Raw genomic sequence first — 25,020 nt, forward strand, 5'->3', positions numbered from 1 at the left:
CGCTCGGGACACGAGGGGACATCTTACGGGACGAATCAGGCCCGTTCTGCCGCCGGGGCGGGCCCGCCCTGGCCCGGGGTGGCCCGACATGCCCCGGCTTGCCCGTAGCCACGCGGCATGCGCGGTAGCGCTCAGGCTCCGGGCAGCTTCCGGTAGTGACTCGCATGGTAGATCAGCGCGCTCGGATCGGACGGCTCACCCAGACCGAGGCTCAGAACCTCGCCAACCACGATGGTGTGGTCGCCACCGTCGTACGTCGCCCAGGTCCGGCACTCGATCCAGGACAGAGCCCCCTCCAGCACCGCGCAACCGGTCTTCGGGCCGGCCGACGTCGTGATCCCGTCGAACTGGCTGTACAGCTCCCGGCCGGAGCGGGCGAACCGGTCCGCGATCGGCTGCTGATCCCCGGCCAGCACCGAGATGGCCCAATAGCCACAGTCCAGTACGGCGGCGTGCATCCGGACACCCTTGTCGACACAGACCAGCACCAGTGGCGGGTCGAGCGACAGGGACGTGAACGCGTTGGCCGTCATCGCGTGCGCGACGCCGTCCTGGAGCGTGCTCATGATCGTGATGCCGGAGGCGAACCGGCCGAGCGCAGCACGGAAGTCGGCGGGCGCGACGCTCCCACTGGGCTCCGACGAGGACACCATTGCAGACTATGCCCGCAGGAAGGTTGATGCCTCAACCGAGCGTGTGGGAACGGTCACGCCCACACGTCTTCCTACAGCCCCGCGAACAGGTCGTGCTCGAGGCCGTCCGGGCCGGGTGCCGCGGTGCCCTTGACCAGCCGGTACGACTCCGACGCCCAGACCTGGTTGCCGTTGTTGTTGGACAGCGCGAAGAACGGCCCGTCGACGGCGATCTGAGTGGCGTGCGCCTTCATCGCGTTCATCTTGCGATCCAGGAACTCGTCGCCGTCGATCACGCAGTCGATCAGCCGGTCCGGCGTGATCGGCGGACCCATCGGACCGTCCGGGTCCATGCCCTCGAACGTCGTCGTGTCCCCGGCCTCGCGCAGCCGGCGCAGGCTCTCGCGCATCCGCGACTCCGCCATCGCGATCCAGTAGATCTTCGCGATGTCCCAGGCCTCGCCGAGGTCCTCCCGGTACGACGGGGCGGCCGCCAGGGCAGCGGCGTACGTCGCGACGCGATGGGCCTTGATGTGGTCGGGGTGACCGTAGTTCCCGTACTCGTCGTACGTCACCAGGACCTGGGGGCGGACCTCGCGGATGACCGGGACCAGGTCGTCGGCCGCGGCGAGCAGGTCGGCCTGCCAGAAGCTGTCCTTGCGCGTCTCCAGCGGGACGGCGGCGTTGCCTTGGTCGTTGTAGATCATCCCGGTGTCGCGGTACTTCCCTGCGCTGCCGAGCCAGCGGTGGTCGGTGACGCCGAGCTCGGCCATCGCGGCGGCGAGTTCGCCGATCCGGTGCTCACCGAGCTGATCGGTCTGGTCGGCGGCCAGGTGTTCGAGGTCCGGGACGAGCACCTCACCCTCTTCACCGAGCGTGCAGGTGATCAGCGTGACAGCGGCTCCCTCGGCCACATAACGCGCCATCGTCACGCCGTTGTTGATGGTCTCGTCGTCCGGGTGGGCGTGCACCAGCAGCAGCCGGCGGTCAGGTAGCTCACTCATGCCGAAAAGCCTACGTCGGCCCGCCGACAGGTTTTCCGGCTCGCGTCGGAGACCGTCGCGGCCCGGCGACGACCTTGGTCGCGGCCCGGGCGCTGCGCCTGGTTGAGGCCCGGGCATCACCCGGGCCGCGACGGGTCCGGCGCTGCACACAGGGGGGTCAGCGGCTGAAAGGGTGGTCAGCCGGGTCCGCAGCGCCGGTCTTCCCCGGACCCGAAGCCCGGGGAAGGGATCAGCCGAACCGGCGGACGAGCAGACAGCCGGCCTGGAAGCGGGACCTGGCACCGAGACCTGCGATCAGCGCGCTGATCTCGGCCCGGACGGTCCGCAGCGAGAGGCCCAGTTCCCGGGCGATCGCCGCGTCCTTGGCGCCGGTGGACATCATCCGGCCGATCGCCACCTGGCGACTGGTCAGCTCCTTCACCGCCGCGGGGGTACGACGCCGCGATCCCAGCTCGTACACCTCGCAGACGAGCTCCGGCGCGATGTCCTCCCGCCGCAGGGCGGGAACGGCCTGGTACACCGACATGCCTGTACTCCTCCCCAGTAAGTAACGGTCACGATTCTCCGGCCGGTCCAGACCGCTCACCAGGTACAACCCATACAGTTGACCCATACAAACCGCGACCGTCGCGTCAGGAAGGCCCGAGCAGGCCGGGTGAGGGTGTGATGTCTGCCACTCAGAGCAGTTCGCGGAGCCGCCGGACGAAGGGCCGGTCCGGGATCAGCCAGTCCGCCTCGTCCAGTTCGGCCGGGGCGAACCACCGGAGCTCGGCGTGCTCCCGCAGTACGGGGTCGCCGGCAACGATCGACGCTCGGTAGACGTGCAGCCGGTACCGCTCGGAGATGTCCACCGCCGGACCGAGCGACTCGCCGACCTTGATCTCCAGGTCGAGCTCCTCACGGATCTCCCGAACCGCCGCCTGCTCCTCGGTCTCCCCCGGCTCGACCTTGCCGCCGGGGAACTCCCAGCCACCGTCGGGATCGGGCCGGTACGCCGCCAGCACCCGGCCGCGTTTGACGACGGCGACTCCAACCACGATCTGCACGGGGCGACTCTGCCAGATATACAAGGAAAACTGTCCCCGGCCTCCGGCAGGATGACCTGCATGCCGTTGCAGAACAGGGTTTTGCCGACCCAGGAGATCGTTGCCGACGCCGGCCGCGGCCTGCTGATGGGCAACCGCGGCACGCTGCACAGCCCCGACCGCCGCCTGGGGACGACGCGCTGGCGCTCCAAGGCCTGGATCTGCTGCGTCCTTGACTGGAAAGGGGTTCGGCGCGATCCGATGCCGCCGGGGCGCTGGACCGCACTGTTCTTCTTCGACGAGGCGGTCGCACTGGCGGCCGGCCATCGCCCGTGTCATTACTGCCGCCGCAGGGACTTTCTGCTGTACGCCGGCGCCTGGGCGGCCGGCCGAGGTCTCGACGAGCGCCCGCGCGCCGCGGCGATGGACGCTCAACTGCATCTCGAACGCGTCGAACCACGCACCCGACGACAACGCACGACCGTCCAGGACCTCGGCGAACTCCCTGACGGAGCGATGATCCGGTACGACGGCCGCCCGGCGCTCGTGCTCGGCCACCAGGTGCTGCCCTGGTCCTGGGACGGGTACGGCGAGGCCCGCCGGCCGCCAGGACTGCGTGAGGTCGAGGTGCTCACCCCACCGGCGAATCTCGTTGTACTGAAGGCCGGATTCGCTCCATTACTCCACCCGACGGCGGTCGGCAACTGAGGTAACCCTAACCGGAAACACGCCGTACCGAGGAGTCTTCCGTTGAGCGCTCCGCAGAGGCAAAGTGTGCCCATACTGACAGCCACAAGACAACTACTGGAGTCGGCATGGGTGAAGGCAACAGCGGCGTTGCCGCAGTCGTCCGCGCGCTCGAGGCACTACACACGTCCGTCGGCAAACTCAGTCAGGAGTACGGTGACACTCTCGGCATCCGCCGGTTGGTGTCGGATGTGGCCCGGCTGAACGACGACTTGGCTGAGCTCGGCCCTCCCGACCCCCGTCACAGACCCGGACCCGTTCCGGAGGAACTCGAGGAGATTCCCGACGTGGAGTATGACGCGTCCATGTGGACAGACGCGGAGCACGAAGGCTTCGGCGCGCCCGACAGGCACGCCCCGTGACCGAGCGCAGCGAGGAAACCAATAAGCAGAGCGGCAATTCGCCAGCAGAATCGCCCGCAGCGAAGCGAGGACGATTCTGATGGCGGCGACGGGAGTAGACAGCCCCGGTCGCGCACAGATCGGGCTCAAGACCGCAAGAACAGACCGCTGGTGGCTGGCACCGCTGCGCATCGGCGTGGTCCTGGCCTTCTTCGTGATCTACGCGACGGTCCGGATCTTCATGAACAAGTGGTACTGGGTCGACGCCTACCACTACCTCACGCCGCTGTATTCGCCGTGCGTGACCAGCAGTTGCGTCGAAGGCTCCAGCCACCTCGGCACCTGGTTCGGCAACTTCCCGCGCTTCCTGCCGTTCAGCCTGATCACGTTCGTGATCCTGGCCGGCTTCCGCGGCACCTGTTACTACTACCGCAAGGCGGGCTACCGGTCGCTGTTCTTCGCACCGGCCGCGTGCGCGGTCCCGGAGCCGCACAAGAGCTACACCGGTGAGAGCAAGTTCCCGCTGGTGACGCTGAACCTGCACCGCTACTTCTTCTACGGCGCACTGGTCTTCGGTCTGCTGAACATCTACGACGGCATCCAGGCCTTCCACGGCAAGGACGGCGGCTTCGGCATCGGCCTCGGCACGCTGATCATCTGGATCAACCTGGTCGCGCTGTGGCTGTACACGCTGTCGTGCCACGCCTGCCGGCACATCGTCGGCGGCCGGCTGAAGAACTTCTCCAAGCACCCGCTGCGCTACCGGTACTGGACCTTCGTGTCCAAGCTGAACCCCAGGCACGGCACGTTCGCGATGACGTCGCTGTTCACCGTGATCTTCACCGACGCCTACATCATGGCGTTGTCGGCCGGCTGGTTCTCCGATCTGCGCTTCATCAACTGACCTACGGGATCTCTGACTTCTCATGACTGAGCTGGAACGACACACCTACGACGTCGTCGTGATCGGGGCCGGCGGCGCCGGCCTGCGGGCGGCGATCGAGGCCCGCGAGCAGGGCAAGCGCACCGCGATCGTGTGCAAGTCGCTGTTCGGCAAGGCGCACACCGTGATGGCCGAGGGCGGCTGCGCGGCGGCGATGGGCAACGCGAACTCCAACGACAACTGGCAGGTCCACTACCGCGACACGATGCGTGGCGGCAAGTTCCTGAACAATTGGCGGATGGCCGAACTGCACGCGCAGGAAGCCCCCGACCGGGTCTGGGAACTGGAGACGTACGGCGCGCTGTTCGACCGCACGCCGGACGGCCGGATCAGCCAGCGCAACTTCGGCGGCCACACCTACCCGCGGCTCGCGCACGTCGGCGACCGCACCGGTCTGGAGCTGATCCGCACCCTGCAGCAGAAGATCGTCTCGCTGCAGCAGGAAGACTTCGAGGCCACCGGCGACTACGAGGCCAACCTCAAGGTGTACGCCGAGTGCACCGTGACCGAGTTGCTGAAGGACGGCGACGCGATCTCCGGTGCCTTCGGCTACTGGCGCGAGTCGGGCCGGTTCATCCTGTTCGACACGCCCGCGGTGGTGCTGGCGACCGGCGGTGTCGGCAAGTCCTTCAAGGTCACCTCGAACTCCTGGGAGTACACCGGTGACGGGCACGCGCTGGCGATGCGCGCCGGCGCGACGTTGATCAACATGGAGTTCATCCAGTTCCACCCGACCGGCATGGTCTGGCCGCCGTCGGTGAAGGGGATCCTGGTCACGGAGTCGGTCCGCGGTGACGGCGGCGTACTGAAGAACTCCGAGGGCAAGCGGTTCATGTTCGAGTACGTGCCGGACGTGTTCCGGGCGCAGTACGCGGAGACCGAGGACGAGGCGGACCGCTGGTACAAGGACCCGGACAACAACCGGCGGCCACCGGAGTTGCTGCCCCGCGACGAGGTCGCCCGGGCGATCAACTCCGAGGTCAAGGAGGGCCGCGGTACGCCGCACGGCGGTGTCTTCCTGGACGTGTCGTCGCGGCTCCCGGCCGAGGAGATCACTCGCCGGCTGCCGTCGATGCACCACCAGTTCAAGGAGCTGGCCGACGTCGACATCACCGCGGAGCCGATGGAGGTCGGCCCGACCTGTCACTACGTGATGGGTGGCGTCGAGGTCGACCCGGACACCGCGTCCTCGACGGTCCCGGGCCTGTTCGCGGCCGGTGAGGTTGCCGGTGGCATGCACGGGTCGAACCGGCTGGGCGGCAACTCGCTGTCCGACCTGCTCGTCTTCGGGCGGCGCGCGGGCATGGGTGCGGCGGTGTACGTCGACTCGCTGCAGGAGCGGCCGAAGATCGACGAGGCGGACGTCGACGCCGCGGCGACCGAGGCGCTGGCGCCGTTCGAGCTCGAGGGCGGCGAGAACCCGTACTCGATCCACCAGGAACTGCAGCAGTCGATGAACGACCTGGTCGGCATCATCCGCAAGGAAGAGGAGATGGAGCAGGCGCTCGGCCGGCTGGCCGAGTTCCGCGGCCGGATCGCGAAGATGACGGTGGAGGGCCACCGCCAGTTCAACCCCGGCTGGCACCTGGCGCTCGACCTGCGCAACATGCTGACGGTGTCCGAGTGCGTGGCCAAGGCCGCGCTGCGGCGGCAGGAGTCGCGTGGCGGTCACACCCGCGACGACTACCCGGGCATGAACGCCGAGTGGCGCAAGAAGCTGCTGGTCTGCGCACTCGACGCCGACGGCGGCGTGAACGTGACCGAGGAGCAGCAGATCCCGATGCGCGAGGACCTGCTCGAACTGTTCGAGCTCGACGAGCTGAAGAAGTACCTGACGGATGAGGAGCTGCCGGCCAAATGACCGAGCGGAGCGAGGGCATCAAAAAGCACAGGGTGTCTCGTGCCTCGTCGGCGCCCGGAGCGAAGCGAGGACGTCGATGAGTTACAAGGGCAAATTCCGCGTCTGGCGCGGGGACTCCGACGGCGGTGAGCTGAAGGACTACGAGGTCGAGGTGAACGAGGGCGAGGTCGTCCTCGACGTCATCCACCGGCTGCAGGCGACCCAGACGCCGGACATGGCGGTCCGGTGGAACTGCAAGGCCGGCAAGTGCGGCTCCTGCAGCGCCGAGATCAACGGCATGCCGAAGCTGATGTGCATGTGCCGGATGAACACGTTCGCCGAGGACGAGGTCGTCACGGTGACGCCGATGCGCACCTTCCCGGTGATCCGCGACCTGGTCACGGACGTGTCGTTCAACTACCAGAAGGCCCGGGAGATCCCGGCCTTCAAGCCGCCGGCGGACGTGAAGCCGGGCGACTACCGGATGCAGCAGGTCGATGTGGAGCGCTCGCAGGAGTTCCGCAAGTGCATCGAGTGCTTCCTGTGCCAGGACACCTGTCACGTGATCCGCGACCACGAGGAGAACAAGGAGAGCTTCTCCGGGCCGCGGTTCCTGATGCGGATCGCCGAACTGGACATGCACCCGCTCGACGCCGCCGACCGGCAGCACGCGGCCCAGGAGCAGCACGGCCTGGGCTTCTGCAACATCACCAAGTGCTGCACCGAGGTGTGCCCCGAGCACATCAAGATCACCGACAACGCGCTGATCCCGATGAAGGAGCGCGTCGCCGACCGCAAGTACGACCCGATCGTCTGGCTCGGCAACAAAATCCGCCGCCGCCCGGCCTGACAATCCCCCGAGAGCCCCCGGCCCACCAGCCGGGGGCTCTCGTCTTGTCCCCACCCCGTCTGCCTGGCTGACCCAGGAGACGGTGGGTTGGCCCCCCGGAATCGCGATGGCCAACCCACCACCGGGGAGGTCAGCCCACCGGATGGGGGGCCGGTCAGGGCGACGGTCGCTCGTGTGGGGGAGTTGGGTGGGCCTGTTGAGCCCCTAGGGTGCCTGGCATGGACGTGGTGATCTTCGGCCTGATCAGCATCGGCATCTTCATGGCGATCTTCGTGCCGGTGTCGCAGCGGCTGCTCGGGGTGCGGTTCGGGCTGGTGCGGATGGTGATCGGCGCCGCGCTCACGCTCGCCGTCTTCAGCCCGCTGATGAACGCGCTCGCCGGCCCGCCGCCCGTCGACATCTCGACCGGCGCAGCGATGTCCTTCCTCGCCCTCACCGCGGTCTGCTCCGTCCTCAGCGGCCTGGTCTTCCTGGTGTTGTCCGAGGCTCTGGTGCCGACCGGGTCGTTGCCCCGGGCCCGGGATCTGCGGCGTGATCTGGCCGGCCGGGTCGCCCGGACCCGGCGCTACCTGCAGATCCTCCGGATTGCGGTCCGGCATGGCCTCGGACCGTACCTGCGTGGCCGGCGCCGCCCCGGCCGGGAGAACGCCGCCGGCCAAGCTGAGCTGGCCCGATCGCTGCGACTCGCGCTCGACGAGGCCGGCGTCACCTTCGTCAAGCTCGGCCAGGTGCTGTCCACTCGCAGCGACGTCATCCCGCCGTCGGTCGCCACCGAGTTGAGTCGTCTGCAGGACCAGGCGTCCCCCACGCCCTGGCCACAGATCGAGCAGGTCATCACCGAAGAGCTCGGCGCCCCACCTCATCAGGTGTACGCCGACTTCGACACCAAACCACTGGCGGCCGCGTCGGTCGCCCAGGTCCACACCGCCCGGCTGCGCACCCCCGACAGTCCCAGTGTGGTCGTCAAGGTCCAGCGCCCAGGCATCGCCTCGATCGTCGAGCGGGACCTCGACATCGTCCGCCGGCTGGCCCGGCTGCTCGAGCGGAACACCGACTGGGGCCGGTCGATGGGCGTCCGCGTCCTCGCCGACGGATTCGCCGAGGCGATGCGCGAGGAGCTCGACTTCACCGTCGAGGCCGGCAACATGACCGCCGTCGCCGCCGGCCAATCAGTTGCCTCGACCAACGAACTCGTCGTCCCCGAGCTCTACCCGCAGCAGTCGACCCATCGGGTCCTGACCATGCAGCGGCTGGACGGCATCGGGCTGGGCGGCGCCGCGACGGCGATCGCCGAGCGCGGCCTGGACGCGGCCCGGCTGGGCCGGGTGCTGTTCGACTGCCTGCTCGGCCAGGTCGCGATCGACGGGGTCTTCCACGCCGACCCGCACCCGGGCAACTTCCTGCTCCTGACCGACGGCCGGATCGGCATGCTCGACCTCGGCTCGGTCGGCAGGCTGGATCCGGCGACCCGCGAGGCGCTGCAGCGGTTCCTGCTCGCGATCGACCACGGTGACCCGGTCGCCGCGACCGACGCACTGCTCGAGATCGTCTACCGCCCGGACGTGATCGACGAGCGCAGCCTCGAGCGCGCCGTCGGCCAGTTCATGACTCGCCACCTCGCCGCCGGGGTGTCGCTCGGACCGGCCATGTTCAACGACCTGTTCAAGATCATCACCACGCACGAGCTCGGTGTGCCGCCGGAGGTGGCCGCGGTGTTCCGGGCGCTGGCGACGATCGAGGGCACGATCTCGCGGATCTCCCCCGGCTTCGATCTGGTCGCGGCGTCCCGCCAGTTCGCCGCGGCCCATGTCACCGATCGCCTTGCGCCAGAGGCATTGCGTCGTACGGCGACCGAGGAGCTCGCCACGTTGCTGCCGATGTTGCGCCGGCTGCCTCGGCGGATCGACCGGATCGCGGCCGCGGCGGAGAGCGGCCGGCTGGGGCTCAACGTGCGGTTGCTGGCCGATGATCGGGACCGGAGGCATATCACCGGCCTGCTGCATCAGACCCTGCTCGCGATCCTCGGCGCCACGGCGGGCCTGATGGCTGTGCTGCTGCTGGGTACGCCGGGCGGGCCGCAGGTGACCACGTCGATGAGCCTGTTCCAGCTGTTCGGCTACAACCTGCTGGTGATCTGCGCGGTGCTCGTACTGCGCGTCCTCGTGCTGGTCTTCCGGCTCCCGGACGGCCGCCGTACCTGAATCCGCTTGACCTCAAGTGCACTTGACCCTTAACCATTGCGGTCATGACTGCGACCGCCTCCACCGGCAGTGACCCCGTGACTCGTGAGCGCCTGTTCAGCGGGCGGCACCTGCCGCTCGTGCTGGGCGTGATCGGACTCGTCACCCTCGGCGCGTTCGAGAACCGCGCGGTCGGTACGGCGTTGCCCACGATGGTCCGGGAGTTCAACGCACTCGGCAGCTTCGGACTGGCGAACGCCGCCCCGAACGCGAGCTACCTGATCTCGCTCGCCGTCGCCGGGCTGTGGTCCGACCGGCGTGGGCCGATCCCGACGCTGCGCACCGGTGCGATCGCCTTCACGCTTGCGCAGTTGCTCGTCGGGACCGCGGTGGGAATGCCGATGATCGTCGCCGGACGCCTGCTCAGCGGCTTCGCCGAGGGACTGCTGGATGTCTCGCTGATGGTGCTGGTCGCCCGCGCGCTGCCCGCCGTACTCCGGCCGAAGATGTTCGCGCTGTTCGCCGCGATGTGGATCCTGCCGTCGGTGGTCGGCCCGCTGCTGACCGGTCTGGTGACCGAGCAGTTCGGGTGGCGGTGGGTATTCCTGGGGGCCGTCGTACTGCTGGTGCCGAGTTGGATGCTGCTTGGTCCTGCCATGCGCCAGTCGCTCCGGACGCCAGCGCCGGAGCGCAGTGCCGAGGATGCGGCCGAGTTGGAGGCTTGGCGGGCCGCCCTCCCGTGGGCGCTCGCCGCGTCGGGCGCACTGTTCTCGATGACGCTGGCCGGTGACCACTTGGAGGCGCATCCAGTGATCTGCGGGATCGCGATCCCGGTGGCGCTGGTGGTGCTTGGGCTGGCTGCCGTACGCGTGATGCCGAAGGGGACGTTCGTCGTACGGCGAGGCTTCCCGGCAGTGGTCGCGGTCCGCGGACTCGGTGGGGCGGCGTTCGCCGGAGTCGGCGCGTATCTGCCGCTGCTGCTCACCTTGCAGCACGACTTCAGCCCGTCGCGCGCCGGTGTGACGCTGTCGATCACTGGAGTCAGTTGGGCGCTCGGATCATGGCTGCAGGGCAGGGACCACGGCATCCAGCGGGTGAACGTCCTGCGGGCCGGCCTCGCGTTCATGACGGCCGGACTGCTGATCACGTCTCTGCTGGCCTGGACCGACGCGACACCCTGGATCGGCCTGGTCGGCTGGACGGCGGCCGGGATCGGGATGGGCCTGAGTACGTCGAGCCTGTCGGTGCTCACCTTGGACCTGTCGGATGAGAACAACTCCGGCCGCAACAGCAGCGCCGCCCAGATGGCCAGCACGATGAGCATCGCGACCGGCCTGGCCGCCAGCGGCACCCTGCTCGCCCTGAACTCCGCCGACCCGCAGCCCTGGGTCTTCGGCGCCATCATCACCGCCGGCGCCGTCCTCGCCCTACTGGGCCTCTGCGCCGCCGGCCGGGTCCGCCACGAGACGACCCGGAAGGACCCTGTCTGAACCGTTTGCTCGGATGAGCTAATCTTTGCTTATGCGAACAAAACGGACGCTGACGGAGGAGGCCCGTCGGGCGCAGATCGTCGCGGCCGCGATCGAGGTGATCGCGGACAGTGGGGCGCAGGCGAGCTTCAAGGTGATCGCCGACCGGGCCGGGCTGAGCAGTACGGGCCTGATCTCCTACCATTTCGCGAACCGGCAGGACCTGATCGAGGAGGTAGGCCGGCAGATCCTCGAGACCTTCGGCGCGTTCGTGCTCGAGCGCACCGACGGCGTCGACGCGCCGGCCGAGGTCCTGCACGCCTTCGTCGCGGCGAACATCGCGTTCCTGCGCACCCACCGGGCGCACGCGGCAGCCCTGCTGCGGATCAAGCAGGACGTCGCGTCCGCCGCGCTCGCGCTGTCCGATCAGTCCCAGTTGGCCGACGTACTGCGTCGTGGCCAGGCCAGCGGCGCGTTCGGGGAGTTCGACGCACACCTCGTCGCCGTGTTCGTCCTGTCCGTCCGGGACGGCATCATCCGCCAGCTCGAACTCGAACCGGGTCTCGATCTGGACGCGGCCGCGCGGGAGTTCGCCCGGCTCGTCGACCTCACCACCAGCAAGGGCTGAGCTGCGCCTTCGCGCGATCGCGCTCGCCCTGACCATCGGCACGGCACTAGTTGCCTGCAGCAAGGATGTGACCCGCAAGTGACCACACCGGGACCAGTCGTCCACACCGACATCGGCGATGTCCGCGGCACGGTCCACCCCGACCGCCGCGTGTTCCAGGGCATCCCGTACGCCGCTCCACCGGTCGGCGCACTTCGTTGGGCGCCACCGCGGTCCGCGCAACCGTGGACCGGCGAACGCGACGCCACCGAACCCGGCAGCCCGTGCCCGCAGCTCAAGAACGCGATCGCCGACTTGTCCGGCACCGACGAGGACTGCCTGTTCCTCAACGTCACCACCCCGGCGACCGCCTCACCCCAACAGCGCAGGCCCGTCATGGTGTGGATCCACGGCGACGGCGCGATCGGCTCCGGCGACCAGTTCGACCCGGCCCGGCTGGCGGTGGACGGCGACGTCGTCGTCATCACGTTCAACTTCCGCCTCGGTGTCTTCGGAGCCTTTGCGCATCCCGAGCTGAAGGACTCCGGCACGATCGGCCTGCAGGACCAACGCGCCGTCCTGCAGTGGGTGCAGCGCAACGCCGCTGCCTTCGGTGGCGACCCCGGCAACGTGACCCTGTTCGGCGTCTCGTACGGCGCCACCTCGACCAGCGCACACCTGATGTCGAAGCCGTCGCACGGCCTGTTCCACCAGGTGATCATGCAGAGCGGGTTCACCCTGATGGACATGCCCGCCGGCGTCGTCTACCCGGGGATTCCAGCTCTGCCCTGGTACGGCTGGACCACCACCGAAGCCGCCCAACTGCAGGGCACCGCACTGGCACAGCAACTCGGCTGCAACGATCTCGCCTGTCTGCGCAAGGTCCCGGTCGCCAAGCTGCTCGACGTACCGCAGGTGATGAACATCTTCCAGCCGTACGCGCTCGGCAACGATCAGCTGCCCGCTGATCCGGCGAAGGCGCTCGAGGCAGGTGAGTTCGCCGACGTACCGGTGCTGTCGGGAACGACGCGGGACGAGCACACCACCTTTGTCGCATTCTTCCGTGAGCTGGCCGGCAGCCCGGTGACCGCGAAGGACTACCCCGAACTGCTCCGCACCGCGTTCGGCGACCAGGCGGGGACGATCGAGGCGGAATACCCGTTGGAGGACTACGCGACGCCCGCGGTCGCCTGGGCGGCGGTGGTCACCGACCGGATGTGGGCGCAGGCGCAGCTCCGGCAGAATCAGTTACTGTCGGCAAAGAACCCGGTGTGGTTCTACGAGTTCGCGGACCGGAACGCGCCGCTGGACATTCCGTTCCCGAGGGGTTTCCAGGCCGGGGCCTGGCACGCGGGCGACGTGCAATACCTGTTCCGCACCGAGAAGGGCGAGCAGCAGATGACCGACGATCAGCGGGCGCTGTCGGACACGATGATCCGCTACTGGACCACCTTCGCCCACAACGGCGACCCCAACGGGCCGGGACTGCCCCAGTGGTCCCGGTTCACCAGCCCTGCCACGGTCCAATCACTGGCGCCGAACGCGATCGGGCCGGTCGACTACGAACAGGAGCACCGCCTCGCCTTCTGGAAGGCGCTGCGCTGAATGGGTCTAGAGTGACGGCATGGCTGAGCTGCTGACCGACGACCAGATCGACCTCGCGATCCGCGACCACCTGCCGCAGTGGAAGGTCGTGGACAACGAACTGGTCCGCAGCGTGACGAAGGAAGCGTTCCTGGACGGCATCCGGCTGGTCGCGACGGTCGCGCAGCTGGCCGAGTCGATGAACCACCACCCGGACATCGACATCCGCTACACCACCGTCACCTTCCGGGTCAGCAGCCACGAGGCCGGCGGCATCACCGAGGACGACCTGGTGCTGGCCCGGCACATCGACACCGCGGCGGGCTGACCGCTTTACCTCATGGCTGGTCCTGGAACCACCTCAGCACGTGCGACGTCCAGCCGGGTCCGGGCGACACGGCGTACATCTACAACGTGAACGACCAGCCGGGTGAAAGGCAGCGCGTACTACCGGCGAGCTGTCCAAACAGCACAACCGCAACGACGGCATCCCGTCGGTGGCCTTCAACCCGTCCGACCCGAACATCCTCTATCTCGGGCTGGCGGAAGAGCGCTGACGCAGGCCGATCAGGACGCCCTCGGTGTCGCGCAGGTAGCAGAGCCGGCCGACACCGGGCAGTTCCTGGATCTCGCCTTCCTGGCTGCCGCCCGCGCCTCGGGCGGCGTCCAGTGTCGCCTCGAGATCGTCGACCTCGATCCACGCGATCGTGGGCTGCTGCTGGTAGCGGCTGCTCATGATCGCGCCGTCGATCCCCTCTCCGGCGCCGGTCTGCGCAAGCAGGTAGCCCTCGGGCACCGGCGCCGGCGTCACCTGCCAGTCGAAGACCTTGGTGTAGAACTCGGCGGCCCGGTCGTGGTCGGTGGCGACGAGTTCGACGTGGACGATGCGTCCCATGGCGGATCCTTTCCAGTGGGTTCCGATCCGATCCTCACCTGCCGGGCCGGGTGCCGTCTTGGACGGAACTTCCATGCATCAGCGCGGCGATCCCGTTCTGCACCGCGCGGAACGAGGTCGCGCTGACGCCCGTGTACCGCTTGAAGTCGCGAGCCGCGTGCGCCTGGTCGTAGTACCCGTGCAGCGCCGAGAGCGTTGCGGCCGCGTCTCCCCCGATCAGTCCGCCGGCGAAGTGGTAGTACCGGATGATCTCGGCGTACTGCTTCGGCCCGATCCCCAGGCTGCGCGTGAACACCCGATAGAGCGTGCTGTACGACGTACCGGTAGCAGCAGCGACGTCGGCGACGGTCGTCCGACCATGAGCCTCGTCGATCACCCGGAGTGCCGCCTCAACCAGCGGCAGCGAAGGCACCTCGGTCAGCCGAGGCTTCAGGAAGGCAGTCAGCCGGTCCGCGCGGGACGGGCCGAACGGCTCCCCGCGCAGCTCCTCGACCAGGGCGGCCGTCGTACCGTCGCCGACCCAGTCGGAGAACTGCAGTACGTCGTCAACCAGCCGGTCGTCACGACCGAGCGCAGCCATCCCCCACGGCTTGAACTCCACGCCGGCGTAGCTCGACGTACCGGTCTGGCCGATGACCTGCGGGCGGGTCATGATCCCGAACACCGACGCGGTGTTGGGCCACTCGGTGAGCGTGAGCGGGTCATGCCGGGTCCCTGGCTCGGCGAGGGCGATTGCGAGGCCGGGACGGCCGTTCGGGATCAGGATGTCCTGCCGCAGCGAGGCCAGCGGCGGCGACTCGACCAGCCAGATGTGCTCGACCAGCTCCCGCAGCTCCTCCGGCGGTGCGAACCGCTGATAGGTGACCACGGGTCAGATCGTAAGTCTCTGGCTCCATCGGAATCGGATACGGTTGCCGAGTGACCACAGTCGACGAGTACCGCCTGCTCGGATTCAGCGACGAGGACCGCGAGGACACCGAAGCCTTCGTCCCGGACCGCGAGGCGGTGGACAAGCTGGCCCAGCAACTCCGCGACGCGATCGGCAAGTTCGAGGACGAGCCGGAGCTGCAGATGCCCGAGGACCCGCGGAACACGGTCCAGGCGCTCTTGGAGACCGTGCCGGACATCCGGCGCTACCACTCCGCGCTGGGGATCAGCGACGAGATCAGCTGGGCGACGCTGTCCGACCTCGGGCAGCAGCTCAAGGTCCATCGCCGGACCTTCGGCAGCTACGGCATGGAGACGCATTGGTGGCTGCGGATCCACTGGGCCGGCCAGATCTACGCGCTCGGGCGGCTGCAGTTCCAGCTGTACCAGGTCCCGGCGGACAATCCGGTCCCGGGCACGGAGCCCGGCGAGTGGGTGCTCAACGTGCACATCCCGGAGTGGGGTCCGCTGACACCGGAGGCGGTCGACGACAGCTTCGCGCAGGCGCGTGAGTTCTTCCCGCGGTACTTCCCGCAGTACCCGGTGAAGACGGCGATTCTGTGGTCGTGGCTGATCGATCCGTACCTGCTGGACAACCTGGCGCCGGACTCGAACATGGTCCGGTTCGGCCGCCGCTTCACGCCGTACGGCAAACCGACCGACGCCCAGGACAGCGCGATCTTCTTCACCTTCCGCCACCACGGCACCGACACGCTGGACGAGCTGCCGCAGGACACCAGCCTGCAGCGGCTGGTCGTCAGCCGGATCAAGGCCGGTGGAACCTGGCAGAGCGCCTTCGGCTACCTCCGTCTCTGAGCCGCCTCAGGAGGACGTCGGTACGCCGTACCTCGTCAGCCAGCCCACCAGCTCGCGGTTGCTGACGCACCGGACGTCGGGCTGCTTGCAGGTCTCCTGGACGAAGGTGGTCAGCGCATCGGAGTAGACGCTGTTGTTCCACCGGTTGAAGTGGTTGCCGAGGAACAGCGGCGGGTTGCCGTTCGCACGTGACTGCGCCAGCGCCTGGCGGTAGGTGGCGAGCACCTGCGCCCTGTAGGCGGGCGCCTGGGCGACCGGTGCCTTCTTCGCACCGGTCTGGCTGTACCAGAGGTTGTAGTCCATCGTCAGCGTCTTCTTGGTGGTCCCGGCCAGCGTGACCGACTCCAGCGGGAAGTCCCAGACGCCGTTCACCTTCTTCGGCCAGGCGATGTACCCGGGCGCGGACGCGTCGTACAGCATGCCGCGCTGCGCCATCGCGAGCCGGTACGCCGGCCGGTTGCCCTCGAGGCACGGCGTCCGCATCCCCTTCACCGTGGCCGGGTCGAACGGCGGTACGACGGGCTTGCCGGCGGCCAGCGACGGTCCGGTCCGCACCATCCGGTCGAACGCGCTCAGCTCGGCGGTCCACTGCGCCGTGGTCCAGCGACCGACCCCGGTCGCGCCGCAGAAGTGACCGTTCCCGTGCGTCCCGATCTCGTGTCCCTCGGCGATCGCCTGCCGCAGCACCGTCGTCCGGCCGAGCACACTGGCCGTATCACCCCAGCCGATGTCGGAAGCGCCGGGCTTGCGGTACGGCGGCTTGTAGTCGGTGCGATGTGATCCCGGGTAGAGGTACGGGCCGGACAGGAAGAACGTCATCCGCGCGTTGACCTGCTTGGCCACCGCCCGCCAGTGCGACCAGAGCGTGAGGTCGCCGGCGCCGTCGAACGACACCACGACGAACAGCGGCGGCTTGCCGTCACGGAGCCGGGCCGGGAACAACCTGGTCACCGGGGCCGCGTCCGCAAGGTTCCGCCCGGTCGTCGGCTTAACCGTCGGACTGGGCTTCGGGGTTGGCTTGGCCGAGGGTGTCTTCGTCGGCGCGGTGGGGCTGTGGGTGGGGTCGCTCGGCGACGGCGCGCCCTCGAGTGGGACATCCGCACAACCGGCCAGCAACGCCGCCAGCACCGCTGCGGCGCCGAGGAGGTTCGCCCCAGCCCTCACCACCCCCCTACTGACGCACGCGGAGGCGGGAAGGTTGTCCCGGGACACGCACTCGCGCGGAAACCCGGGGGTCGATCGTTAGCCGGCTGTGATCTTGGCAGCCCGGCGTTTGACCGCGATCCGGCGCGAGGTCTCGATCACCAGGCCGATCACGAACGCCAGGCTGAGGCTGAACGCCAGCGCCTTCAGCGAGTCGTGCGCGAACGCGTCGCCGCCGAGGTAGCCGAGCAGAGCGACGTACGTATAGGCGATCGTCACGCCGGCGATGGTGAAGATGATGAACTTGCGGAACGAGTACCGGGTCGCGCCCGCGGTGAGGGTCGCGACCATCCGCGCGCCGGGGATGTAGCGCACTGTCATCAGGATCAGTCCGCCGCGCGAGTGCAGCGCGGCCGAGACTTTGTCGTACAGCGCCTGCCTGCGAGCCTGGCGCTTCATCCAGCGGTGCAGCATCGGCCCGGAGCCACGGCCCATGAAGTAGCAGGCGGACTCACCGATGACCGATCCGAGCATCGCCAGCACGATCACGAGCAGCAGGTTCTGATGCCCCGCTGCGGCGGCCATACCGGCCGTGACCACGAGACCTTCGCTGGGAACCACCGGGAAAACCGCGTCGACCGCGGCGGCCACGAACAGGATCAGCAGAAGCCAATGTGAGGCCATAGCAACGCCGAGCAGGTGCCGCACGACCTCCATCAACTCTGTCACCCGGGTAAGGATGCCATCTCTGGTCAAACCCACCACAATCCCAAACGTGTGATTCAGGCGTGGTTCACCGGATGTTCAGCGCCCGCGGCCGGGCGTGGTCAGAGCAGTACGGGCAGTTCGCGAATGCCGTTCATCAGCAGGCTGGCGGCGCGGTCCGGATCCTGTTCCGGTGCGGCCAGGCGCAGGTCCGGGAAGCGGTCGAACAGCATTCCGAGCGCGATCCGGCCCTCGAGGCGCGCCAGTGGAGCGCCGAGGCAGTGGTGGATGCCATGCCCGAACGCGAGGTGGGCGTTCTCCGGCCGGGTGATGTCCAACTCGTCCGGCCGATCGGTCTTGCGGCCGTCGCGGTTCGCGGGCAAAAGGGCGAAGACGATCACCTCTCCCGCGTCGATCCTTGATCCGCCGATGTCGATCGGCGCCTGGGCGACGTAGGGGATCGCAGCCTGCAGCGGGCCGTCGTACCGCAGGATCTCCTCGACGGCGGCCGGGAGCCGCTCGGGCTCGGCCTTCAGCAGCGCGAGTTGGTCCGGGTGCTGCAGCAGGGCATGCACACCGTTGGTGATCAGGTTCACCGTCGTCTCGTGGCCGGCTGCCAGGAGCAGGAAGATCATCGAGGTGAGCTCGTCCTCGGTGAGCCGATCGCTGCCGTCGCGGGCCTCGATCAGAGCCGACAGCAGGTCGTCGGCCGGTGCCTCGCGCTTCTCCTCAATCAGGCCGCGGATGAAGCCGACCATGGCTCCGGCCGCCTCGATGTACTCGTCCGGGGTGTGCACAGTCGCGTTCACCGCGACCGACGACCAGCGGCGGAACTCTTCGCGGTCGCGCATCGGGATGCCGATGAGCTCGCAGATCACGGTGATCGGCAGCGGGTAGCTGTACGCGTCGACCAGGTCCACTCCATCCCCGGCCGCGGCCATCTCGTCGAGCAGGCCGGCCGCGATCTCGCGGATCCGCGGCTCCAGGCCCTCGATCCGCCGGCGGGTGAACGCCGCGGTGACGAGCTTGCGTAATCGAGTGTGATCCGGCGGGTTCACGACCAGCATGTGCTGCTCGGTCGCGTTCACCAGTTCGGTCGTGATCTGGTCGCGGTGCGGACCGTCCATCGGCGACCGCACGACATCCGGATGCGCGAGCAGCGCCCGGGTCTCGGCGTACCCGGTCACCAGCCAGACCGGAACGCCGGTGAAGAGCATCAGCTGCGTCAACGATCCCTTCGCCGCCAGCTCGGCGAACCCTTGGTGGCGGGCGATCCCACTGCTCACGATGAACGGCTGCGTCACATCCGCCAGACTACGTTCGGAACGGACCGGACTTCAGCTGCTCCGCGAGCTCGGTCCGGGAGTGGATGCCGAGTTTCGCGTAGACCTTGCGGAGGTGGTACTCGACGGTCTTGGGGCTGAGGAACAGCCCGGCCGCCGCCTCCCGGATGCTCTGCCCGTCCGCGAGGAGCAGCGCGATCTGCCGCTCCTGCGGCGTCAACTCGTCCGCGGTGCTCGGCACTCTGCGTCGTGCGGTCTCTCCGGTCGCCTTCAGCTCCATCGCAGCCTGGTCGGCCCACCCCGCTGCGCCCAGTGCGTCGAACGCCTCCACGGCGAGCCTGAGCTGCGCCCGCGCATCCACTCGCCGTCTCGCGCGCCGCAGCCATGCGCCGTACGCCAGCCGCGTCCGAGCCGCTTCGAACACATCGAGGGTCTCCGCATGCCAAGCGAGCGCTTGCCTGAAGTCCTGCTCGTTGTCCCCGACCACACCGCGCGCCCTGGCCGCCCGCGCCAGCGACCACGGCTGTCCCTTCGCCTCAGCCAGCACGGTGTGCTCCTGAGCCACGCGCTCTGCATCCTGAGTCCGGCCGAGCCGTCGATAGACCTCCGCCAGCTCTGGTGCCGGGGACAGATCAGGGTCCTTGAGACCGTTGGCAGCCAGTACGTCGACCAGCCGCTCGTACTGCGGCAGCGCCAGGGCCGGAGCGCCACGGCCCAGCTCCAGGTCGCCGAGCGCGAACAGCGACCAGAGCGTGCCGAGGTGGATCTCCCGCTCCGCACAGATCCGCAGGCACTCGGTGGCGAGGTCCTGACCCTCCGCACGACCTTGGTGCGACGACAACCAGGCCAGTCCGGCCAGGTTCATCGCCAGCTCCGTCATCTGGCCGGTCTCGCGGGACAGCCGGATCCCCTCGTCGTACGCCGCCATCGCGTCGGTCCAACGGTCGGTCGTCGCATCGTCACGGGCCAGCACGAACAGCAGACCGGGCAGCGTGCCGAGAGCGACCTGCTCCCGCCGTTCGAGCATGGCCTGCTGCAGCAGCCCTCGACCGGTGCCACTCTCACGGAGGAACAGTGCGGCGAGGACCATCCACACCTGCCGGCGCCGGTCCCGATCCAGCTCCACCGACGGCGTCATGGCAACCGCAGCCCGGATCTGACTCGTACCTCCTTGCCCAGCGAGGACCTTGGCGACGCCACTGGCGAGCATGCCCATGATGCGTGGACCGGGCCGCTCGACGCTGGGGAGCAAGCGGTCGATCTGGTGCGCCAGCTCCAGGCCTGCCGCCGCGTCGCACATCCGGAGGCAGGCACCGACCGCGTCGGCGAGCAGTCCGGTCGCAACCGCCGGGTCCTCGCACTCGGCGGCCGCGGCCGCGAGGATGTCGCGGGCCCGGCTCGGGGATCCACACTTGACCGCGATGTCGCCGCGGACCTCCTGTGCACCTATCCGGACCTGCAACGGTGGCTGGAGTGCCAACGCGTCGTCGAGCAGGGAGTCCGCCCTGTCTGCCAGCCCGGCCGACCAGGCCGCCTCGCCCGCCGCGACGAGCCTGACTGCCCGGTCGTGGAGTCCCTCGGACAGGCGTGCTGCGCGCTCGTAGGCCGTCGCCGCGACGGCGTGCGCACCGCGAGCGGCGGCATGCTCGGCCGCGGCGTCCAACCCGGCTGCGACCTGGTCATCGGTTCCCAGCACAGCCTCGGACAGGTGCCAGGCCCGTTTGTCCGCATCCACCGTGACCCGAGCGACCGCCCGGTGCGCAGTACGACGCTCTGCCGGTCCAGCGCTGGCGTAGATCGCCGAACGCACCAGTGGATGCCGGAACTGGACCTCGCCGTCACGGATGGCGACGAGCGCAGCCATCTCGGCCTCTTGCAACGTTGCGACGTCCACACCGAGCTCTTGGCAGGCTCTCGCGACCGCACCGAGTTCGCTGTCGTCGAGGGCGGCCACCAGCAGCGCAGTACGTGCGTCTGGGCTGAGCCGGTTTGCCCTTGCGGTAAAGGCTTCTGTGATCAGCACTGGCACCGGGAGAGGCGCACCTGGCGGCATGCGGTGAAGGTGGTCCGGGTCGGCGGCGAGCTCGAGGAGTGCCAGCGGGTTGCCCGCCACGGTGCCGTGTAGCTGCTCGACCAGCTCGCTCGGCAGGCCGCGCAAGATCGCCTGCGCGGTCTCCAGCGGAACGCCGTCGAGGTGGAGCATTGGAAGATCCGCCTCGGCGAGTGGATGCTGCTCCTGGGCGCGGGCAGCGATCAGCAGCACGATCGGATCGGCGACCAACCGCCGTGCCGCGAACAGCAGCGCCTCCGCGGACGGCCGGTCCAGTAGATGCGCGTCGTCGATGATCAGTGCGAGCGGCGCCTCTTCGGCGTACCGGCAGATCAGGCTCAGCGTTGCCGCTCCGACAGCGAACCGATCAGCTGTGGTGACAGGTCCGATTGCCAGCGCGGAGGCCAGTGCAGACCGCTGCGGACCGGGGATGCGATCGAGGTCGGAGAGTGCGGGCCGGAGCAGTTGGAGCAGGGCGCCGAACGGGAGTTCGCGTTCGGCCTCGGTGCCGCGCGCTCTCAGGATCCGCAGTCCATGGGCCGTCGCGGCGGCTTCGTCGAGGAGGGTCGTCTTGCCGATGCCGGGTTCGCCGGTGACGAGCAGCACTCCGGCGGTGCCGACCCGCGCCCCCGCGACCAGTTGCTCGATCACCCGGCGCTCGGCCTCCCGCCCGATGAGCATGTTTTGCAGTGTGCACCAGGTGCCCCACCTGATGCGATGGCCTGTCCGGGCTACCTAGGTTCGCCGTACAACCTAAGGGGGCACAAGCAAATGACTGTTGCAATCGACGGCGACAAGCTGATGGGGTTCGTCTTCCGGGCGGTGGACGAGGTGGGGGCGACGCTGAACGCGGCGCTGGTCGTGATGGGCGACCGGCTCGGCTACTACCAGGCACTCGCCGACCACGGTCCGACGACTCCGAGCGAGTTGGCCGAGCGGACCAGCACGAGCGAGCGGTACGCGCGGGAGTGGCTCAACGCGCAGGCAGCCGGCGGCTTCGTCGAGTACGACGCGGACAGCGGCCGGTACACCTTGCCGCCGGAGCAGGCCGTGGCGATGACGGACCCGGAGAGTCCGGCGTACCTGCCGGGCTTCTTCCAGATCGCGCTGGGCACGGTGCAGCACACCACGGAGATGATCGAGGCGGCACGCAGCGGCGCCGGGATCGGCTGGCACGAGCGCACCTCGGACGTCCACGTCGGCTGCGAGCGGTTCTTCCGGCCGTCGTACAACGCGAACCTGCTCACCAGTTGGCTACCCGCGCTGGACGGCGTGGTGGCGAAGCTGGAGAGCGGGGCGACGGTGGCCGACATCGGCTGCGGACATGGCGCGTCCACGATCCTGATGGCGAACGCGTTCCCGCAATCGACGTTCGTCGGTTCGGACTACCACCAGGAGTCGATCGAGACCGCGCGGATGCGTGCAGCCGAGGCCGGCCTTGGCGAGCGGGTGTCCTTCGAGGTGGCTCCCGCCTCAGGATTCAGCGGGTCCGGCTATGACCTCGTCACGACATTCGACGCGTTGCACGACATGGGCGACCCGGTCGGTGCGGCCCGTCATGTGCGGGAGGCGCTGGCGCCCGACGGCACCTGGATGTTGGTGGAGCCAATGGCCGGTGACAAGGTCGAAGACAACCTGAACCCGGTCGGACGTGCGTACTACGGCTTCTCCACGCTGCTGTGTACGCCGGCATCCCTCTCGCAACCGGTCGGACTGGCACTCGGCACCCAAGCCGGCCCGGCGCGGATCCAGGACGTCACCACGGCCGCCGGGTTCACCAGGTTCCGTACGGTCGCGCAGACCCCGTTCAACCTGGTCTTCGAGGTCCGGCCCTGACTCTTGACAAACAGTTCACCAGTTGGTGAAGTATTTGCGTGCTGACGACGACCTTCGGTGCGCTCGCGGACCCGACTCGGCTGGCGATCGTGAGCCGGCTGAGCCGGGGCGACGCGACCATGGGGGAGCTCGCGGAGCCGCACCGGATCACCTTGCCCGCGATGACCAAGCACGTCGGAGTGCTGGTCGACGCGGGTCTGGTGACCCGGCGCAAGGTCGGCCGGACCGTGGTGTGCACGATCCGGCCGGAGGCGTTCACGGAGGTCGAGCAGTGGCTCGGCGACCTGACGGCGTACTGGCACAGCACGGTCGACCGACTGGAAGAACTGCTGCGAGGAGGCGGGGATGGGACCAGACGTCCGGATCGACAGGGTGCTGCCGGCAACAATCGGGAGGGTGTACGACGCTTGGACCCGGGCGGAGTTGCTCACGCAGTGGTACTGCCCCAACCCTGACCTGGAGCTGAAGGTGCAGGCCGACGTACGGGTCGGGGGTGACTACGTGGTCGAGATGGGACCGCATGTCGTCCGGGGCACGTACCTCGAGGTCGAGCCGCCGCACCGGCTGGCGTTCAGCTGGAAGTGGGACGGCACCGAGGACGAGCCGACCCGGGTGGAGGTCGAGCTGACCGAGGTCCCCGACGGCACCCGGATGCTGCTCATCCACAGCGGGTTCGCCACCGACGAGGACGCGGCGAACCACCGGATGGGCTGGGAGCCCGAGGTCGGCCGGCTGGTCGGGTTGCTCACCGTTCAGCAGCCCGACCCCGCAACCGATCGAGGCTGACCACGCGCAGCTGCTGGTTCAGAAAATAAGTCGAGCCCCGGGCGGCAACCCGGGGCTCAGGCGGATGGATGGACAGTTGGCGTATCAGCTGCCGGACTTGCGCCGGAATTGGCGCCTCTGCTTGTCGTTGTGCGCCTCGCCGACGCCCTCACGCCGCGTCCCGGACCCCGGGTGCGCGTTGTTGTGGGCGTTCTTCTTCTCGAGCGCCTCCTTGAACTTCTTCTGCAGATCGTCCGCCGGCTCGCTGGACTTGTCGCTCATACCGTCTCCTTCACAAACCGTCAGGCGTACACACCCCACGCTAACCAACTGTGACGACACCCGCGAGCGGATTACCGTCACAGCACTCCCGCCGGGCCTGTCGCACGCGTCACGTCACCCTTCGCTCACCGCGGACGGGCAGCCGGGCTGGCCGCAGTCCGCGGACTCGGGGACCTCACCGTTGAGGTCGTGTTCGTAGGCGTAGTGGAAGCAGTCCCAGTGCATCCGCTCGAACACCTCGTAGTCGTCGCGGCTGGACTCCACCTGCTCGCCGCAGCGCATGCACGTCTGGTCGCCCACCCGGGCAAGGTACCCCCCGATCTCACTCTGAGGAAAACCCCCGCGGACTGTCGTCGCTCGCTGTTAGCTTCGTGACCGAGACGAGGAAAGGGGACGCACGTGCTGGTCAGCAATGAGGCGATGCTCGGGATCGCGTTGGTCGAGCTGGGTCTGGTCATCACGCCAGGGCCGAACATGATCTACCTGATCTCGCGATCGATCGCGCAGAGTCGGCGCGCCGGGCTGATCTCGCTGGCCGGCGTGGGCGTCGGCTTCGGGGTGTATTTGCTGGCGGCAAGCGTAGGCTTGGCCACTGTCTTCGCGCTGGTTCCGGAGATCTACGTAACCCTGAAGCTCGCGGGCGCGGCGTACCTGCTCTGGCTTGCGTGGAACGCGTTCCGCCCTGGCGGCAACTCGGTCTTCGCGACCCAGGAGTTGGAGCCCGATCGGCCGCGGAAGCTGTTCGGCATGGGTCTGCTCACGTGCCTGCTGAACCCGAAGATCGCGATCCTCTACATCTCCGTGCTGCCGCAGTTCCTCGACCCGTCGCGCGGCCACGTCGGCACCCAGAGCATGATCCTCGGCCTGATCCAGACCGCGGTCGGCGTCGGGGTGAACGCGATCTTCGTCATCACCGCCAGTTCGGTCGCCGTCTTCCTCACCCGCCGTCCCACCTGGATGCGCATCCACCGCTACCTCACCGGCACCGCCCTCGCCGCCTTCGCCATCCGCCTGGCCACCGACAAAGCCCGCCCCCTCGCCACTCACTGACCGCGTGTGACGGCTTATTGATGTGCGGCCTGTGATGGACTCCCGG

27 protein-coding genes are annotated in these 25,020 nt (G+C 68.6%); 15 read left to right on the forward strand and 12 right to left on the reverse strand.

What is annotated here, in order from left to right; all coding sequences use genetic code 11:
• Positions 1 to 131: 131 nt before the first annotated feature.
• From E0H73_RS21420 to E0H73_RS21435, 4 genes are all read right to left on the reverse strand, one after another.
• Complete coding sequence (locus tag E0H73_RS21420; RefSeq protein ID WP_238164143.1) at positions 132 to 650, reverse strand: flavin reductase family protein; 519 nt, start codon at positions 648 to 650, stop codon at positions 132 to 134.
• Positions 651 to 724: 74 nt separating this feature from the next.
• Complete coding sequence (mshB, locus tag E0H73_RS21425; protein ID WP_131359254.1) at positions 725 to 1,636, reverse strand: N-acetyl-1-D-myo-inositol-2-amino-2-deoxy-alpha-D-glucopyranoside deacetylase; 912 nt, start codon at positions 1,634 to 1,636, stop codon at positions 725 to 727.
• Between the two features lie 229 nt (positions 1,637 to 1,865).
• Positions 1,866 to 2,162: a LuxR C-terminal-related transcriptional regulator gene (locus E0H73_RS21430; protein ID WP_238163301.1), complete on the reverse strand. Its 297-nt coding sequence runs from the start codon at positions 2,160 to 2,162 to the stop codon at positions 1,866 to 1,868.
• Positions 2,163 to 2,313: 151 nt separating this feature from the next.
• The gene (locus E0H73_RS21435) at positions 2,314 to 2,682 is read right to left on the reverse strand and encodes a (deoxy)nucleoside triphosphate pyrophosphohydrolase (protein WP_238164144.1); all 369 of its coding nucleotides are present in this window, start codon (positions 2,680 to 2,682) and stop codon (positions 2,314 to 2,316) included.
• Between the two features lie 60 nt (positions 2,683 to 2,742).
• Between E0H73_RS21435 and E0H73_RS21440 the strand changes: the two genes are divergently transcribed.
• The 10 genes from E0H73_RS21440 (at position 2,743) to E0H73_RS21485 (ending at position 13,550) form a co-directional block, all read left to right on the forward strand.
• On the forward strand, positions 2,743 to 3,369 hold the full coding sequence (locus E0H73_RS21440; protein ID WP_131359260.1) for a hypothetical protein: 627 nt from the start codon (positions 2,743 to 2,745) through the stop codon (positions 3,367 to 3,369).
• Positions 3,370 to 3,476: 107 nt separating this feature from the next.
• Positions 3,477 to 3,770, forward strand: coding sequence for a hypothetical protein (locus E0H73_RS21445; protein WP_131359262.1), 294 nt, complete (start codon positions 3,477 to 3,479; stop codon positions 3,768 to 3,770).
• 79 nt (positions 3,771 to 3,849) lie between these two features.
• Positions 3,850 to 4,653 carry a hypothetical protein gene (locus tag E0H73_RS21450; protein ID WP_131359264.1) on the forward strand — a complete coding sequence of 268 codons (804 nt, stop codon included), beginning with the start codon at positions 3,850 to 3,852 and terminating at the stop codon, positions 4,651 to 4,653.
• Between the two features lie 22 nt (positions 4,654 to 4,675).
• Entirely contained in the window at positions 4,676 to 6,553 is a 1,878-nt protein-coding gene (locus tag E0H73_RS21455) for a fumarate reductase/succinate dehydrogenase flavoprotein subunit (RefSeq protein WP_131359266.1), read from the forward strand.
• A 76-nt stretch (positions 6,554 to 6,629) separates the two neighbouring features.
• Positions 6,630 to 7,382: a succinate dehydrogenase/fumarate reductase iron-sulfur subunit gene (locus tag E0H73_RS21460; protein WP_131359268.1), complete on the forward strand. Its 753-nt coding sequence runs from the start codon at positions 6,630 to 6,632 to the stop codon at positions 7,380 to 7,382.
• 218 nt (positions 7,383 to 7,600) lie between these two features.
• Positions 7,601 to 9,583: an ABC1 kinase family protein gene (locus E0H73_RS21465; RefSeq protein ID WP_131359270.1), complete on the forward strand. Its 1,983-nt coding sequence runs from the start codon at positions 7,601 to 7,603 to the stop codon at positions 9,581 to 9,583.
• Positions 9,584 to 9,627: 44 nt separating this feature from the next.
• A complete protein-coding gene (locus E0H73_RS21470; RefSeq protein WP_131359272.1) occupies positions 9,628 to 11,052 on the forward strand; it encodes an MFS transporter in 1,425 nt (474 codons plus the stop codon).
• A gap of 31 nt (positions 11,053 to 11,083) precedes the next feature.
• Entirely contained in the window at positions 11,084 to 11,659 is a 576-nt protein-coding gene (locus E0H73_RS21475) for a TetR family transcriptional regulator (protein ID WP_131359274.1), read from the forward strand.
• Between the two features lie 78 nt (positions 11,660 to 11,737).
• A complete protein-coding gene (locus E0H73_RS21480; RefSeq protein ID WP_131359276.1) occupies positions 11,738 to 13,243 on the forward strand; it encodes a carboxylesterase/lipase family protein in 1,506 nt (501 codons plus the stop codon).
• Between the two features lie 19 nt (positions 13,244 to 13,262).
• Entirely contained in the window at positions 13,263 to 13,550 is a 288-nt protein-coding gene (locus tag E0H73_RS21485) for a 4a-hydroxytetrahydrobiopterin dehydratase (protein WP_131359278.1), read from the forward strand.
• Positions 13,551 to 13,751: 201 nt separating this feature from the next.
• Here the strand turns inward: E0H73_RS21485 and E0H73_RS21490 are convergent, their stop codons facing one another.
• Both E0H73_RS21490 and E0H73_RS21495 read right to left on the reverse strand, forming a co-directional pair.
• A complete protein-coding gene (locus tag E0H73_RS21490) occupies positions 13,752 to 14,117 on the reverse strand; it encodes a VOC family protein (protein WP_165555760.1) in 366 nt (121 codons plus the stop codon).
• A 34-nt stretch (positions 14,118 to 14,151) separates the two neighbouring features.
• The gene (locus E0H73_RS21495) at positions 14,152 to 14,985 is read right to left on the reverse strand and encodes a helix-turn-helix domain-containing protein (RefSeq protein ID WP_131359281.1); all 834 of its coding nucleotides are present in this window, start codon (positions 14,983 to 14,985) and stop codon (positions 14,152 to 14,154) included.
• Positions 14,986 to 15,035: 50 nt separating this feature from the next.
• On the opposite strand from E0H73_RS21495, the gene E0H73_RS21500 reads away from it, so the two are divergent.
• On the forward strand, positions 15,036 to 15,860 hold the full coding sequence (locus E0H73_RS21500) for an acyltransferase domain-containing protein (RefSeq protein ID WP_131359283.1): 825 nt from the start codon (positions 15,036 to 15,038) through the stop codon (positions 15,858 to 15,860).
• 6 nt (positions 15,861 to 15,866) lie between these two features.
• Here the strand turns inward: E0H73_RS21500 and E0H73_RS21505 are convergent, their stop codons facing one another.
• The 4 genes from E0H73_RS21505 to E0H73_RS21520 form a co-directional block, all read right to left on the reverse strand.
• The gene (locus E0H73_RS21505; RefSeq protein WP_131359285.1) at positions 15,867 to 17,024 is read right to left on the reverse strand and encodes a polysaccharide deacetylase family protein; all 1,158 of its coding nucleotides are present in this window, start codon (positions 17,022 to 17,024) and stop codon (positions 15,867 to 15,869) included.
• 78 nt (positions 17,025 to 17,102) lie between these two features.
• Positions 17,103 to 17,732, reverse strand: a complete 630-nt coding sequence (locus E0H73_RS21510; RefSeq protein ID WP_238164145.1) for a DedA family protein — start codon at positions 17,730 to 17,732, stop codon at positions 17,103 to 17,105.
• A 98-nt stretch (positions 17,733 to 17,830) separates the two neighbouring features.
• Entirely contained in the window at positions 17,831 to 19,012 is a 1,182-nt protein-coding gene (locus E0H73_RS21515; RefSeq protein WP_131359287.1) for a cytochrome P450 family protein, read from the reverse strand.
• Between the two features lie 10 nt (positions 19,013 to 19,022).
• On the reverse strand, positions 19,023 to 21,722 hold the full coding sequence (locus E0H73_RS21520; protein WP_131359289.1) for a LuxR family transcriptional regulator: 2,700 nt from the start codon (positions 21,720 to 21,722) through the stop codon (positions 19,023 to 19,025).
• Between the two features lie 90 nt (positions 21,723 to 21,812).
• Between E0H73_RS21520 and E0H73_RS21525 the strand changes: the two genes are divergently transcribed.
• Genes E0H73_RS21525 through E0H73_RS21535 form a run of 3 tightly spaced genes read left to right on the forward strand, consistent with a single transcriptional unit; the run spans position 21,813 to position 23,663 of the window.
• Positions 21,813 to 22,877: a class I SAM-dependent methyltransferase gene (locus tag E0H73_RS21525; RefSeq protein ID WP_131359291.1), complete on the forward strand. Its 1,065-nt coding sequence runs from the start codon at positions 21,813 to 21,815 to the stop codon at positions 22,875 to 22,877.
• 38 nt (positions 22,878 to 22,915) lie between these two features.
• Positions 22,916 to 23,332: an ArsR/SmtB family transcription factor gene (locus E0H73_RS21530; protein WP_131359293.1), complete on the forward strand. Its 417-nt coding sequence runs from the start codon at positions 22,916 to 22,918 to the stop codon at positions 23,330 to 23,332.
• Positions 23,274 to 23,663 carry an SRPBCC family protein gene (locus E0H73_RS21535; protein WP_238164147.1) on the forward strand — a complete coding sequence of 130 codons (390 nt, stop codon included), beginning with the start codon at positions 23,274 to 23,276 and terminating at the stop codon, positions 23,661 to 23,663. The genes E0H73_RS21530 and E0H73_RS21535 overlap by 59 nt, the downstream gene beginning before the upstream one ends.
• 84 nt (positions 23,664 to 23,747) lie before the next feature.
• On the opposite strand, the gene E0H73_RS45915 is transcribed toward E0H73_RS21535, so the two are convergent.
• Positions 23,748 to 23,924 (reverse strand): DUF5302 domain-containing protein, encoded by a 177-nt coding sequence (locus tag E0H73_RS45915; RefSeq protein WP_165554049.1) that lies wholly within the window; start codon positions 23,922 to 23,924, stop codon positions 23,748 to 23,750.
• A gap of 114 nt (positions 23,925 to 24,038) precedes the next feature.
• A complete protein-coding gene (locus tag E0H73_RS21540; protein WP_131359297.1) occupies positions 24,039 to 24,224 on the reverse strand; it encodes a hypothetical protein in 186 nt (61 codons plus the stop codon).
• Positions 24,225 to 24,323: 99 nt separating this feature from the next.
• On the opposite strand from E0H73_RS21540, the gene E0H73_RS21545 reads away from it, so the two are divergent.
• Entirely contained in the window at positions 24,324 to 24,974 is a 651-nt protein-coding gene (locus tag E0H73_RS21545) for a LysE family translocator (protein WP_202867491.1), read from the forward strand.
• Positions 24,975 to 25,020: the final 46 nt, after the last annotated feature.

It is taken from the genome of Kribbella pittospori (genome assembly GCF_004331465.1).
Taxonomy (GTDB): Bacteria; Actinomycetota; Actinomycetes; order Propionibacteriales; family Kribbellaceae; genus Kribbella; species Kribbella pittospori.

What these genes read in the sequence shown, in the direction of transcription:
- E0H73_RS21475 (WP_131359274.1), top strand. Translation starts at nt 11,084, where the DNA reads ATGCGAACAAAACGGACGCTGACGGAGGAGGCCCGTCGGGCGCAGATC.
- E0H73_RS21525 (WP_131359291.1), top strand. Translation starts at nt 21,813, where the DNA reads ATGACTGTTGCAATCGACGGCGACAAGCTGATGGGGTTCGTCTTCCGG.
- mshB (WP_131359254.1), bottom strand. Translation starts at nt 1,636, where the DNA reads ATGAGTGAGCTACCTGACCGCCGGCTGCTGCTGGTGCACGCCCACCCG.
- E0H73_RS21440 (WP_131359260.1), top strand. Translation starts at nt 2,743, where the DNA reads ATGCCGTTGCAGAACAGGGTTTTGCCGACCCAGGAGATCGTTGCCGAC.
- E0H73_RS21455 (WP_131359266.1), top strand. Translation starts at nt 4,676, where the DNA reads ATGACTGAGCTGGAACGACACACCTACGACGTCGTCGTGATCGGGGCC.
- E0H73_RS21470 (WP_131359272.1), top strand. Translation starts at nt 9,628, where the DNA reads ATGACTGCGACCGCCTCCACCGGCAGTGACCCCGTGACTCGTGAGCGC.
- E0H73_RS21460 (WP_131359268.1), top strand. Translation starts at nt 6,630, where the DNA reads ATGAGTTACAAGGGCAAATTCCGCGTCTGGCGCGGGGACTCCGACGGC.
- E0H73_RS21450 (WP_131359264.1), top strand. Translation starts at nt 3,850, where the DNA reads ATGGCGGCGACGGGAGTAGACAGCCCCGGTCGCGCACAGATCGGGCTC.
- E0H73_RS21520 (WP_131359289.1), bottom strand. Translation starts at nt 21,722, where the DNA reads ATGCTCATCGGGCGGGAGGCCGAGCGCCGGGTGATCGAGCAACTGGTC.
- E0H73_RS45915 (WP_165554049.1), bottom strand. Translation starts at nt 23,924, where the DNA reads ATGAGCGACAAGTCCAGCGAGCCGGCGGACGATCTGCAGAAGAAGTTC.
- E0H73_RS21445 (WP_131359262.1), top strand. Translation starts at nt 3,477, where the DNA reads ATGGGTGAAGGCAACAGCGGCGTTGCCGCAGTCGTCCGCGCGCTCGAG.
- E0H73_RS21485 (WP_131359278.1), top strand. Translation starts at nt 13,263, where the DNA reads ATGGCTGAGCTGCTGACCGACGACCAGATCGACCTCGCGATCCGCGAC.
- E0H73_RS21490 (WP_165555760.1), bottom strand. Translation starts at nt 14,117, where the DNA reads ATGGGACGCATCGTCCACGTCGAACTCGTCGCCACCGACCACGACCGG.
- E0H73_RS21430 (WP_238163301.1), bottom strand. Translation starts at nt 2,162, where the DNA reads ATGTCGGTGTACCAGGCCGTTCCCGCCCTGCGGCGGGAGGACATCGCG.
- E0H73_RS21465 (WP_131359270.1), top strand. Translation starts at nt 7,601, where the DNA reads ATGGACGTGGTGATCTTCGGCCTGATCAGCATCGGCATCTTCATGGCG.